This window comes from Aeromonas sp. 600479 (assembly GCF_049175515.1).
GTDB lineage: Bacteria > Pseudomonadota > Gammaproteobacteria > Enterobacterales > Aeromonadaceae > Aeromonas > Aeromonas veronii_A.
This window is the reverse complement of sequence record NZ_JAAKVF010000016.1, coordinates 21,882-34,474: the sequence shown is the minus strand read 5'-3', so window position 1 is coordinate 34,474 and position 12,593 is coordinate 21,882. Positions and strand designations below refer to the sequence as shown.

At 53.9% G+C, this 12,593-nt stretch carries 12 protein-coding genes; 5 read left to right on the top strand and 7 right to left on the bottom strand.

All coding sequences use genetic code 11. The annotated features are described in order from the left end of the window. The first annotated feature begins 216 nt into the window (after nucleotides 1-216). The 3 genes from G5149_RS15995 to G5149_RS15985 all read left to right on the top strand — a co-directional run bounded on the left by G5149_RS15995 (nucleotide 217) and on the right by G5149_RS15985 (nucleotide 4,120). Nucleotides 217-1,379, top strand: a protein-coding gene (locus G5149_RS15995) for an IS3 family transposase (RefSeq protein ID WP_421212955.1) whose coding sequence is annotated in 2 segments (ribosomal slippage) — nucleotides 217-472 and nucleotides 472-1,379 — 1,164 coding nt in all. Because the reading frame shifts where the segments join, the coding sequence is not laid out codon by codon here. 537 nt (nucleotides 1,380-1,916) lie between these two features. Then, a complete protein-coding gene (locus G5149_RS15990) occupies nucleotides 1,917-3,062 on the top strand; it encodes a hypothetical protein (protein ID WP_421212954.1) in 1,146 nt (381 codons plus the stop codon). Next, nucleotides 3,062-4,120: a hypothetical protein gene (locus G5149_RS15985; protein WP_421212953.1), complete on the top strand. Its 1,059-nt coding sequence runs from the start codon at nucleotides 3,062-3,064 to the stop codon at nucleotides 4,118-4,120. The genes G5149_RS15990 and G5149_RS15985 overlap by 1 nt, the downstream gene beginning before the upstream one ends. 658 nt (nucleotides 4,121-4,778) lie before the next feature. Here G5149_RS15985 and G5149_RS15980 read toward each other — a convergent pair. The 5 genes from G5149_RS15980 to G5149_RS15960 form a co-directional block, all read right to left on the bottom strand. Further along, nucleotides 4,779-6,266, bottom strand: a complete 1,488-nt coding sequence (locus G5149_RS15980) for a peptide MFS transporter (RefSeq protein WP_421212952.1) — start codon at nucleotides 6,264-6,266, stop codon at nucleotides 4,779-4,781. A 525-nt stretch (nucleotides 6,267-6,791) separates the two neighbouring features. Continuing rightward, entirely contained in the window at nucleotides 6,792-7,694 is a 903-nt protein-coding gene (gene atcC, locus G5149_RS15975) for a cold adaptation protein AtcC (RefSeq protein ID WP_421212951.1), read from the bottom strand. 11 nt (nucleotides 7,695-7,705) lie between these two features. After that, nucleotides 7,706-8,473 (bottom strand): cold adaptation protein AtcB, encoded by a 768-nt coding sequence (gene atcB / locus G5149_RS15970; protein ID WP_005343119.1) that lies wholly within the window; start codon nucleotides 8,471-8,473, stop codon nucleotides 7,706-7,708. Between the two features lie 12 nt (nucleotides 8,474-8,485). After that, the gene (gene atcA / locus G5149_RS15965) at nucleotides 8,486-9,028 is read right to left on the bottom strand and encodes a cold adaptation protein AtcA (RefSeq protein WP_421212950.1); all 543 of its coding nucleotides are present in this window, start codon (nucleotides 9,026-9,028) and stop codon (nucleotides 8,486-8,488) included. A gap of 23 nt (nucleotides 9,029-9,051) precedes the next feature. Further along, entirely contained in the window at nucleotides 9,052-9,336 is a 285-nt protein-coding gene (locus G5149_RS15960) for a DnaJ domain-containing protein (protein WP_005343121.1), read from the bottom strand. A 286-nt stretch (nucleotides 9,337-9,622) separates the two neighbouring features. On the opposite strand from G5149_RS15960, the gene G5149_RS15955 reads away from it, so the two are divergent. Further along, a complete protein-coding gene (locus G5149_RS15955) occupies nucleotides 9,623-10,051 on the top strand; it encodes an EF-hand domain-containing protein (RefSeq protein WP_216952102.1) in 429 nt (142 codons plus the stop codon). 136 nt (nucleotides 10,052-10,187) lie between these two features. Here G5149_RS15955 and G5149_RS15950 read toward each other — a convergent pair whose 3' ends face one another. Together G5149_RS15950 and G5149_RS15945 are read right to left on the bottom strand one after the other, a co-directional pair. After that, the gene (locus tag G5149_RS15950; RefSeq protein ID WP_421172396.1) at nucleotides 10,188-10,931 is read right to left on the bottom strand and encodes a DsbA family protein; all 744 of its coding nucleotides are present in this window, start codon (nucleotides 10,929-10,931) and stop codon (nucleotides 10,188-10,190) included. A 218-nt stretch (nucleotides 10,932-11,149) separates the two neighbouring features. Then, nucleotides 11,150-11,527 (bottom strand): hypothetical protein, encoded by a 378-nt coding sequence (locus G5149_RS15945; RefSeq protein ID WP_421212948.1) that lies wholly within the window; start codon nucleotides 11,525-11,527, stop codon nucleotides 11,150-11,152. Nucleotides 11,528-11,713: 186 nt separating this feature from the next. Here G5149_RS15945 and G5149_RS15940 point away from each other — a divergent pair, with 186 nt between their 5' ends. Continuing rightward, a complete protein-coding gene (locus G5149_RS15940) occupies nucleotides 11,714-12,442 on the top strand; it encodes a 1-acylglycerol-3-phosphate O-acyltransferase (RefSeq protein ID WP_421172394.1) in 729 nt (242 codons plus the stop codon). Nucleotides 12,443-12,593: the final 151 nt, after the last annotated feature.

Below are 12,593 nucleotides of genomic sequence, written 5' to 3'. Positions count from 1 at the left end.
AGGCATTCCAGCCGCTCTCTATATCCATAGCCACCGCGGACGATTATGCTTCGCTAATCGACACCACAGTTCTCTTTAACGTACAGTTACTCGTTAATTGCTTCTGCAGTGATGGCTTGCTCCCCCCTCATCTCCGTTAGGTGATGCATGTAGTGGTCTAATCATCCCGGACACCATTTTAGGTGGTACAGTCGCCACCATGACCTGAGGTGTTCAATGACAAGATTACGTCGCTCATTTACTGCCGAATTCAAACTCGAAGCCGCATCCCTGGTGCTCGACCAGGGATATTCTGTCCCCGAAGCAAGCCGTTCACTGGACGTCGGTGAAACAGTGCTCCGCCGCTGGGTTCAGCAGCTTCAATCCGAACGCTGTGGCACAACCCCAATCAGCAAAGCGCTGACTCCGGAGCAGCAGAAAATCCAGGAGCTGGAAGCCCGTATCAACCGGCTCGAACGTGAAAAGGACATACTAAAAAAGGCTACTGCTCTCTTGATGGCGGACGAGTTCACACGTACGCGCTGATAGACCGATTAAGGGAGCAAGCCCCCATCACTCTGGTCTGCTGCGCCTTCGATGTTCCCACCTCCTGTTTTTACGATTATCTGGCTCGCTGGCGGACGATTAACCGTGAACGTATGCAACAGCGCTGTGAGTTGCGCCGTTTGTTCAAAGAAAGCCGGAACTCAGCGGGCAGCCGCGCCTTGATGTCGATGATGCGAGAGTTGGGGTATCAGATTGGTCGATTCAAAGTACGTAACCTGATGAAGGAAGCCGGTCTGGTATCCAAGCAACCGGGCGCTCATCGCTATCAGGTCGCTCGGTCTGAACGACCGGACATTCCCAATCTGCTGGCCCGAGAATTTGATGTCCGGCAACCTAATCAGGTGTGGTGTGGCGATATCACCTACGTCTGGGCAGGTGGTCGTTGGCATTACCTGGCAGCGGTGCTTGACCTGCATACCCGGCGGGTTGTGGGGTGGGCGATATCTGAGAAGCCTGATGCAGAGCTGGCCATCAAAGCACTTGAGATGGCGTATCAGCAACGAGGTTGTCCGTCAGGCGTGCTATTTCACTCTGACCAGGGCAGCCAATATGGCAGCCGGGCATTTCGGCAACGACTGTGGCGCTATCGCATGACCCAGAGCATGAGTCGTCGTGGTAACTGCTGGGATAACGCCCCGATGGAGCGATTGTTCAGAAGCCTGAAGTCAGAGTGGCTCCCGGCTATGGGATACATGAGCGTGCGGGAGGCAAAGCGGGATATCAGTTATTACCTGATGGATTACTACAACTGGCGGCGTCCACATCACCACAATAATGGGATACCGCCAGCAAAAGCCGAAGATCGGCCTAACCAAGTGTCCGGATTTAGTTGACCACTACAGCATGACCACCACAGCCTGAGGTTGACATTGAGTTGTTCCTTCTATCTTTGGGAGGGTGCGTAGGTTTGATTAGCGAAACGTTTTTAGCGATAAAATCTAGCAGACTCACCTTTTTGATATCTTGAAATGTCAGCCTGACTTGTTGAGAGGTTATCGGATTTAGTCAAAAACGCCGAAGTGTAGCCACTTCCTCCTCTTCCGGACGTTGCGGCCATGACTGCTTTACAGAGTGGGCAAACGAAAGGTGGAGTAACCAAGATCGCCACACCAAATGCAGCTGACCCACCATCCCACCCACGGCAAGCCCAAGGGCAGCCACAAGCCTTTCAAAAGCAGCTTCACTCTCGGGTGAGAAATAGAGGTCCCCTTCGCCATAACGCCCCACTAGGCGGCTATCACAACGATGGGGGGCCCAGAATTGCTTCCCTTGCGTCTATCAAGCTGACAGAAGAGCTCTGTCATAAAGTAGTTCAAAAAACATTATAAATATGAGATAGTTACTAAGAATTAATATTAAGAGGTGTCAGTGTGAGCAACATATTAGAAGACAAAAAATCCAACTGCTTATCTATTTTAGAAAATCTGAAAGTAAAGCAGTACTTAGATATTATTAATGCGGCTTATAGCAAGAAAGGAGGGATAAATGGTCAGCGTATGCCTCTTAAAACAAAAACTGCACAAACTATCAGATCAAGAATGGTAGAGGATATTTCACTGGGCGCGATATTACCACCAATGGTTGTTGGTCTCATTGTCGAACCGGAGGAATATAGAAAGCTATCAGATAAAAAATTGAGTATCTTTGATGTTATAGGTGAGAATATATCTCTGATAGATGGAATGCAAAGGACGACGGCAATAAAGGAAGCCTTAGAAAAAAAAGCTACGATTATCGACAACGAGTTGAGAGTAGAGTTTTGGGTATCTGACTCTATGAATAGTCTGATATATAGAATGTTGGTGCTTAATACTGGTCAGGTTCCTTGGGATATTAAAAGGCAACTTGATACTATATATGAGCCTATAGCACAGAAATTAAAAAATGATATACCCACGTTAGATTTACGAGTTCTTGATGAGCCTAAAAAACGCACATCCTCAAGTCAGTATCAGAGCAGTAAATTGATAGAATATTATTTATGCTTCACTACTAGAAAGGTTGACGTAGATCTAAAGGATAAAGTATCTGAAGATTTTGCTCGATTAGATACAATTTCGGCAGCATCAGAAAATGACTCACTAAATAACTTTAGTTTGGTTATTAAGAGAATGTTGGAGCTTGATGATCAGATTTCTAGAGTGAAAGACATTGGTACCGGTCGATTTAAGTCTGGCAAAGACTTATTTACTAGTATTCCTGTTGGTGCTGGTTTCGTTTCTGCTGCCGCAGAGTATATCTATGGTGTTAAGGGGCTCGACTGTGATCATGCCGGTGTATTAGTAAACTTAAAAGATTTTGATGAGAGACTCTGTAAATTTATCGTAAAGTTGGCAAGCATGAGTGATGAAGAACTTATAGAGTTTCTTGAATTTGATCTTCTAAATGAAAAACTAAGTGTCAAATCAGCTAAAATAGGTACTTTTGAGAGGGAATTTTTCTATAAAGCATTTGAAGCTCTATTTAAGTTCTCTGATAAAATGCCTAATTTTCAGGTTTGTTGGTTGGCAAAATAATGGCAAATTTTGACAAGGACTCTGGCTACATTTTTGAGACATTGCTCCTATCTGCTGGGCATATCTCGGGTAAGGATAAATTTAAGTTTGTACAAACGGATAGCTCGAGAGCGGAGTTCACGCTATACAAGAGCTTAACAGAAGCATCAAAGAAATTTGATGTTCTCTACTCCGTTTCGGGTTTTAAATATGGTGATAGAGAAAACGTATATATTTGTATTTCTGGAGTAGAAGAGGCTGATTTTGTCCTCCCTGATGACTTTGATTTTGTTGAAGTAGACTGTGCTCATTTTGTTTTTTCGGCTAGAAGAATAGACCTTAAAGTTAGAAGTAATATATCAAAGTCTGACCTAGAAGAAGGCTTTGTACATCAACCAGATGATAGTGACTATAGAGGAACATCGCTTTCAGATATAACTAGCTACTATAATGACATAGTCGTAATTAGCTTTGAAAAACAGTCTATTTATGATGGTTTTAGTTTAGAAAGAATTTTGTATTACCTTTTGGCATTTAATACTAAGGTGTCAGCATTTCAAAGTTCTAGGCTTAATTCTATTTTTCAGGATTTGTTTTTAAATGTCGGTAATGTTTCTTATGCGAACATCTTTATTTCCATGACCAGCTTTCACAAAAAGCACGCATTTCTAGAGGCGTATAGATGTATAGAATGGATTTATCCAATGCCGAGAGTTGGTAATTTAAAGAGGTCTATTGCTTATAATGGAAAAGTTATTGATTTAGCAAGGCAATGTTCAGATGATTTATCATGGAGAAGAAAAGAAGAGGACTCACTATCTTTGTTAGTAAAAGAAGTGTTTGAATTAGACTCAGACCTGAAAGAATATATTCATTGGGCTAGGTTTATGGCAAGTTGTGAAGTTGAGGCCGCAGCCAATAGACTATATAAGTATCGGAATCAACTTGTACATCAGTTTAGTCCAGAGAAGGAGCTTCCGTTAGATGAAGATATTTTAGAGGAATTGATATTTTTTGTGTTAAAAATGATCGGAACCTTATATTCTAAATATGAGTCTGAATTGCTTGATATTGAATAGACGTAGCTTGAAAGCTAAATATGCCCCTCTCTTGATATTATATTTAGTTTCCTATAATAGATTTTTGTGGAAAATTGGTAGTAATGGATTTTATTTATTCCAAGCCAGTAGGTCTGATTAGTGAAGCATAATCAGGCGATCGAGAAAACAAGTTGTCGTTATTTTTGATGGTTCTCAAACGGTTCTTTGTTGCTGATGTTACGGTGCGGACGATTACGCTTCGCTAATCGACCCTACGCGCTCCTGCTTGATTTAACGTTCTGTGGCTGGTCGGTGGCTGCTGTTGTGATGGTTTGTTCCCCCTCATCCCCGACCTTTCTCCCCTTATCGATGGCAAAGAGTGGGAGAAGGGAGCAGAGATCGCAGCCATTGATAGTGACCGTGGTATGGCGTGATAGCTAAGGGTGACAGCTAGGGCTACAGGTTGGCAGGTACTGGTTCCCTCTCCGTTTGGGAGAGGGTCAGGGTGAGGGGAGCCGACGATAGGGGTAAACACCATAGCAAGCGCCAGGTTGCCAGCCTGCAAAAGATCCACCTATCCCGCCAAAAGAGAGGGCCCCGCCATCCATGATAGCGGGGCCCTTTGCATTAACAGCAGTGCCGCTGATTCAACCGTTCGCACTGGCAGGGGCCACTGAAAAGGCTGGCCCGAGCCCGATCAGACGGGGATAGCTGTCGCCGCCGGTTGCGGGGTGATTTTCGAGGCGATCAGCAGGCGTAGACGGGGCACCAGCAACAGCAGGACGATCCCGCCCGCCAGCGAGCCCCAGCCGAGCATGTTGAACACCGAGCTGTAGCCCGGGTTGGTGGCGGCAGGGGTGCTGCCGATATTCTGCGGCATGGCGCTGGAGACATAGCCCGCCAGCACGGAGGCAACGCCGGTCACCATCATCCAGCAGCCCATCATCAAGCCTTGCAGGCTGGCGGGGGCCAGCTTGCCAATCATGGCGTAACCGATGGGGGAGATGAGTAGCTCGCCAAAGCTCTGCAGCACATAGCTGATGGCGATCCACTTGAAGGCGACCAGCCCGTCGGCCCCCGCCAGATGGATGCCGAGCGGCAGCACCAGCATGCCGAGCCCCATGCAGAACAGGGAGGCGGCAAACTGGGAGGGAATGTCGATATTCCAGCCCTGTTCGCGCAGTCGCTTGAACAGCAGCGCCATCAAGGGGCCACCGATAACGATGACGAGGGTGTTGATGTTCTGGATCCACTGGGGGGCGACCCGCAGCCCGAACACGTTGAGGTTGATGTTGTGCTCGGAGAAGAGCATCAGCCCCATGGGCGCCAGCTGGTAGAGCGACCAGAAGATGAGGGAGCCGAGGGCGAGGATCAGGTAGGCCACCATGCGGCTGCGCTCGGCGGCGTCCGGGTGGCGGGCGGTCATCACGCAGAGCAGTACCAGCACCACGGCCCCCAGGATCAGCACAAAGCTGCCGCTGAAACTGGCGTGGGTCAGCAGCAGGCGCAGCGCCGGCACCAGCATGGCCAGAATGGCGATCCCGGCCAGCATTCGGCGGTAGAAGCCGCTCCCTTTGACATGGCGCAGCGGGGTGCTGATATCCGCCAGAATCGGCCAGCAGGCGAAGGTGGCGATGATGGCGATGATGTTGCCCAGCGTCGCAAACAGGAACAGGGTGCGGTAATCCTCGGTGAGCTGGAAGTAGCCCGCCACCGTGAAGCCGATAAAGAAGCCCAGATTCATCCCGGCGTAGTTCCACAGGAAGGCGCTCTCGCGGCGGTGATCATCCGGGGCGAAGCGCTGGGTCAGCATCATGTTGAGGCAGGTGACGTTGAGGCCGCTGCCGGTAAGGAACATGGCGAGCCCCCAGTAGAGGCCGGTGATCCCCATCTCGGCGATGAAGTAGCAGCCGATCACCTGCAGCACCATCCCCATCACGAACAGGTTGCGGTTGCTGAGGTAGCGCCCGCCGAGATAGCCGCCAAACAGGTGCAGGCCATAGTTGAAGGCCCCGAAGACCCCCATCATGGCGTTGGCCTGGGATTCGCTGAAGCCGAGCCGCTTGGTGGCGTAGAGCACCAGGGTGGAGTAGAGCACGGCAAACCCCAGGGTCGAGAAGGTCTGGATAAAGAACAGCGCCCCGGAGCCGGGGGGAATGGTGGGGTGTTGATTCGAAGCGCTCACGGTCTGTCTCCTGTGAGAGAAGAAAGTCATAACTCGTCCTGAGAGCGTACCGGTCTGCTGCCGGCTAGCCTTGTGCGCTTCCATGCTGGTCTGAAGGCCGGTCTGTCATTTAGCGGCCAAGCGGTGCAAATAGCCATACCTGAAATTTAATCCGGCGCGATTAATTGCTTTTTATTGATCTATTCCGCCTTTTTATGCGTGATTGAGTCGTGGTTGTAGCTCGGCTTACCACGCGATTGCGGCACGGTTGATGTGATCCAGTCGGCTATTTGGTGCTGATTCTGGCGCTGTAGCGGGATCTGCGTCCCGCTTTGTTGTCCCGAAACGCAGCTGGCGCCAAGTTGTTGTATTGCAGGTTGTTTATTCATCCTCGGGTATTGAGTGAATAAATATCGGGAAGAGAAGGGGCAGCCCGAGGGTGACTTGCGCGTGTTACTTCACTGCTGTCGAGAGGGTGAGGGGAGGATAGAACAACGCCCGGCGGGCCGGGCGTTGTGGTGCGACTGATGGGCGGCGAAAGCGGCCTTAGAAGTCGTGGTAGAGCGGCCAACCGAGCAGCGGGTGCTTGAGACCGGCGCGCATCTCGACGTTGTCGAGCTTCTCCGGCGAGGCGTTCTCTTTTTGCAGCAGCTGGTACTGGCGTACAAAGCCGAGGGTGTGCAGCAGGTTGGGCACAAAGCCCGGGCTCAGCTCCTGCCGCAGGGCGGCGGCCATGTCGGCGGGGAGCGCGCTAAGCATCAGGGCGAGCTGGGCGGCGAGATAGTCGGTGTCATACCAGCTCTCGTCGAGCTCAATCTCCCGCGCCAGTTTGCGCTTGAGATCCTGCTTCACCTTGAGCGGGGCGGCGCCACTGCCCTTGCCGCAGAGGATGCGGTAGAGCAGCGCTTCGGCCAGCTTGTCCTCCATAGTGGGGTGGTCGCTCTCGCAGGCGAAGAAGTGCTGGTCGATGAGTGCCATCAGGCGGCTCTTGTTGTGCTCGGTCAGCGCCTTCTCGTACTCCTGCCACCCTTGCCACTCCTCCACATCGGGCGGGCTCGAGATCTTGTCCAAGAGCCGCGCATCCACGTCACCGTAGAGGCTGTTGCCAACCTGCTTGGGGCTGACGGTGATGAGCATTGACCAGCCCTTCTGGAACGGCTTGATGGGGCCTTCCGGCGCCTGCAGCAGCGCCAGCGCCTTGGCCGGATTCCGCGCCGAGAGCTCCTGCAGGCCGAGGCTCACCACGCCGATGACGTCGTGGGCGGCCTGCTCCAGCAGGTGCATCTTGTACTTGTTGTAGTACTTGTCGGCGAATTTGAGGCTCATCAGTACCGCCTTACCCTTGATGGCGGCGAGCTGTTGCTGACTCAAGAGTTCGTTGTCGCGGCCAAAGCGCAGCACCTGGGTGAGATAGGGGCCCTGGTTGGCATCGCGAATGACTAACTGCATGAATGGGCTCCTTAATCCAGAAAGCTGAACATGTCGTCGACGTCGCCGTACTCGTCTTCCTCGACCTTGTTCTTCTCTTTGGCCTGCATCACCAGCTCGGCGGCAAACTTGTTGATGATGCCGTCCCAGCTGGAGTGCTCGTTGCGCAGCAGCGCCTTGATGGCTTTCTCCACCTCGGGGGCCAGCTCGCGAATAAGCATCAAGAGGCTGCGCGGGTCATCCAGCGCGTAGTCGTGGACATCCTCGCTCTGCTGGCGCTCGCTGTAGCGCAGGGACTCTTCGAGATCTTCCTCTTCGGCGTGCAGCACGTCGCGATAGCCTTCGTCCTCTTCATAGCGATCGCCGCGATAGAACTCGATAAAGGGGATGGCGAGGTAGAAGAGACCGGCCGGATCTTCGGCCACGCACTCGAGGATCTCGCGCTGCTTGGCTTCGCTATCCTGGGTGCGGATCAGGTAGTTGAGGAAGTCGAAGGTGTGCTGTTGCAGCTCGTCGGCGTTGTTCTTGATCGCCTCTTCCCAGTAGAGCGGCTGCTGGCAGACGATATCGCGGATCCGCTCCGGGGTCATCAGCTCGGAGATGATGGAGGGGAAGGAGATGTCGTGCTGGCCGTTAATCTGGGTCAGGGTAACGATATCAATGTTTTCAATCACTTCTGCCAGCTGGTCGTCAGACATGGTCTTGGCGATCAGCTCGAACTTCTCGCTGGCCTGCTTCGGCTCGATAACGGCCAGCTCTTTGATCTCGATGGCGGTAATTTCTATCAGACTGTTGCTCATGCCTTGCCCCAATTAGAAACGGACTTCGTCGTACATATCCTGATCGCCGTCGTCATCACCATAGCGGTCACTGCCGCCGTGGTAGTCGGCGTCGGCATCTTCCCCGTCTTCATCTTCTTCGTCGCGCAGCTCATAGTCGTCATCGCCGCGGTGGCTACCGCGGGGTAGCGGGTTGTCGAGCAGGAACAGCACGGCGCAGGCTTCCATCAGCTGATCTTCGCTCTGGGCCCGCACCGCCTTGACCAGCGGCAGGGCGGCGTTGTTGAATCCGACGCTCACCTTGAACTCGTCCCAGCTCGGCTGCTCGCCGCTGGCGAGCCACTTGTTCCACTGCGATTTGGCCTTGGCCGGGAACTGCACCCGGCCATAGAGGGCCAGCGGCAGATACTCGGGCATAAACTCCAGCATGCTCATATCGGCCAGCAGCAGGCTCTTCATCTGGTCGGTGAACTGTTCCAGCCCCTTGGGGTCTTCCTGATCCCGGTAGGATTCGATGTTTTCGCTGGCATCGCTTTGCAGCGCCTTGAGCCGCGCCTGGTCCCATCTCTTTTGCATAGTTGCTCTTTCTGCCTGCTGTTTCAGGGGTAGAACTGATCCCACATCTCCTGCATGGCGGAGGCGGGGTCGGTCACGATGACGTTGTTGAAATCCTTGATAAAGGCGGCCCGCTGTTTCGGATCGGACAGCACTTCATAGGCCTGCTTTACCTGGTGCAGCTTGATGGCTGCCTGCTCTTTCTCTTCTTCACTGGCCCCGTGCAGCTTGTCGGGGTGGTACTGGTTCGACAGCCGACGATAGGCTTTCTTGATGTCGTTTTCGCTGGCGTTGGACTTGACGCCCAGCACCCGAAAGTAGTTGTTCATGGCAGATCCTGCATCACTGGCATCATAGGATTCACGCTGCGAGTGCCTGATGGTGGGGATTGGCAAATCAGGCACGGCAAAAACCCGTCATTTTAACGGAAACCTCCCGCCATCGCCATGAATAGGACGCAAGGTCACTGGCAGAAAAGCTTGACGGGGCACCTTGGGATCTGTCTCCCTGTCGGGAATAGTCCAGGGACTACACTACAGGAGGCGCCGGGGATTATCTTGGCGATCGTCAGTTGGCCTCGGCCGTACCGAGACCCTTACTAAGGAATGGACAGCCATGCTCAAATTTTATCTTCTGCCTATGGTGCTGCTTGGCGGTTTCGCCATCGCTGCCGATGAGAGCATCGATGAGCCCTTGATGTTCATCAAGGGGGACATTACCAAGGCACAGTTTATGGAAAGAGCCGAGCAGCGTTTCACCCGGCAGGACAGTGACAAGGATGGCACCCTCTCGATTGCCGAGAGAGAGGCAGCCATGGCCAAGATGCACGAGGCAATGCAGCAGTCAGGCAAGGCCATGCCTGGCAAGATGGGGAATATGGGCAACATGAGGCCGATGCAGGACACGACCAGGGAACAGTTCATGGCGCATCATGAGGCCCTCTTTACCCAAATGGACAAGAACGGAGATGGTGTGCTTGACGAAGCCGAGCGTACCAGTGCCAGAGGGCGGCTCGGGCAGGGGATGATGGCGCCCGCCCAATAGAGCTGGTTTGTCACCTTTCCTTCCTGAAAAAAGAGCCCGGTAGTGATACCGGGCTCTTTGCATGGAGACGGGGTGACCTGAGGGCTCACCATTGCCGCAGTGCGAGCGCTTCCTGCCCCTGCGGGCGACCCCGACCTTAGCTCTGCCTGGCCAGCTCTGCCTTCACCAGCTGCTCCAGCTCCTCATAGGGGATGGCGCCCGACACCAGCTGGTTGCCGATCAGGGTCGCCGGTGTGCCCTGTACACCCAGCAGGGTGCCAATGCGCAGGCTGTTGCGCAGCTCCTCGGTGGCTTTACCCTCCGGTTTGAGTGCCACATTGCCGGTGGCCGCCAGCGCCTTGTTGATGTCCGCCTCGGTCAGCATCCCCTGCTTGCTCATCAGCTTGTCGTGCAGGGCGAAGAAGCGGGCGGGATCCTGTTGCCACAGGGTCAGGCTGTACTGGGCTGCCTTGGCGGAGCTCTGCCCCTTGAACGGCAGCAATTTGATCACCAGCCCCAGATCATTCGGATAGGCCTTGAGCAGCCTGGTCAGCTGGGGATCGAACTGCTTGCAGTAGGGGCAGTTGTAGTCGGTAAACAGCACCAGCGTCAGCTTGGGGTTTTTGGCACCCAGGCGCGGGCTGGTAGCGCTGTTGAACAGCACATCCTTGTTGCCCTTGATGAAGTTGCCAAGCTGGGCCTCCTGGGCTGCGGCATTCTGCTTCTCCCAGGACTCGGCCGCCTCGTCGAGGATCTTGGGGTTGGCGATCAGAGTCTCGCGGATCAGCTCCTTGATGCGTGCTTCCTGTTCAGGGGTGAAGGGGGCCGCGTGTAGGGTCGGAGCCAGCAGGGGTGCGCAGAGAGAGGCCAGCAGGGGCAGGGCGCTCAGAGTCGGTTTCATGGATACTCCTTAAAATCGGGTAGTGCCAGCCTGAAGTGGCCAGCCTTGTGCAAGCTAGTCGGCAGTCGTCGTGGTTGCGCCGGGGCAGCAAGGTATTCCCCTGCAACAACGCCATGCCGTAAATCTGTTTTCAGTACGCCGCAGTCGTGCCCCGTTGGTGCAAGAAGGCGGCGATGGTCTCGCAAACATGAGTCATGACCAATGGCAAAGAGCCGGAATCATTCCCGCCAGATGCAGAGGGTGAGATGCAGACGCCGTTCGGGTGGCGAGATGACTCTGGGTGGGGGTAGTGGCGGTGTGTAGCGCCAAAGGGGGGCCAGCAGGGCGATCAGCACCGCCACGGCAAAGAAGAGCTGTTCGATGCAGAGCAGGGGGGCGGCGCTCAGCCACTTGCCGTTGAGCTGGCAACTGCCTGGCTGCGGGCTGGCCGGTTTGGCATCCCCCAGATCCGTTGTCGAGTTCTGAACGGGTAGCGCCTGACAGCTGAGCGCCTGATCGAGCAGGGCAAGCCGGGCCAGCGGCTGGGCCGCACAATTGAGCAGCAGCAGGCAGACCAGCAGCAGGAGATGTTTCGCTATCCGTTGTTGCAAAATCATGTTCGCCCCGTCCATCAAGATGGGGCCATCCTAGCGAGCTATGTCTGGAGGGGCAAGTTACCGCGCTCGTTATGACTGATCGCCTGGGTGACAGAGCAGGTAAGTCTGGTCGGTTCTGTTTGGCGAACGCTTGTTCGCTAAAAGGGGGATCAGTATACTGCGCCGAGTTAAAACTCGAGGTGTTCGATGCTCAAAATTGCCCGTGTGCTGCTGCTTGGTCTGCTGCTCATTTTCTGGTTCCTGTTCGGTCTGCTGCTCTGTCTGGTTCGTCCGCGCCATCCCAACAACGTCTATGTCTTCGCTCGCATGTATCACGCGGTCTGCCCGCTGATCGGGTTGCGAGTCAAGGTGACGGTGGCCGACGAGGTGAAATCGGTCGGCCCGGCGGTCTACGTCTGCAACCACCAGAGCAACTTCGACATCTTCACCGTGACCGGTGCGGTGCAGCCCGGTGTGGTGGCGGTGGGCAAGAAGAGCCTGCTGTGGCTCCCCTTCTTCGGCCTTATCTTCTGGCTATCCGGCAACGTGCTGATCGACCGCTCCAACCGCTCCCGTGCCATCGGCACCATAGGTCAGGTGGTGGATCGCATCAAGAATCGCGGCACCTCCATCTGGATGTTCCCGGAAGGGACCCGCTCCAAGGGGCGTGGCCTGCTGCCATTCAAGGCGGGCGCTTTCCACACTGCGGTACAGGCTGAAGTGCCCGTGGTGCCCATCGTCTGCTCCAGCTACTTCGGTCAGATCGACCTCAATCGTTGGGACAACGGCGAAGTGCTGGTGGAAGTGATGGCACCGGTCTGCAGCAAGGAGCACGGTGCCGCTGGCATTCGCGAGCTCTCCGAAGTGTGCCGTGCCAGGATGGAGGCCAAGCTGGCCGAATTGGACAGCAAGCTGGGCCACAGCCACGCAGCTTGACTAGATATCGCAGATGAATCGACAAGGGAGCCTCAGGCTCCCTTTTTTATTGGTAAAAATCACCACCTGGTTGGCTATTTTCACCAACAAGCCCTTCTTGAATTTCCTCGGTAAATTCCCATCTATATGTAAAACAACAATAATTTTTCTT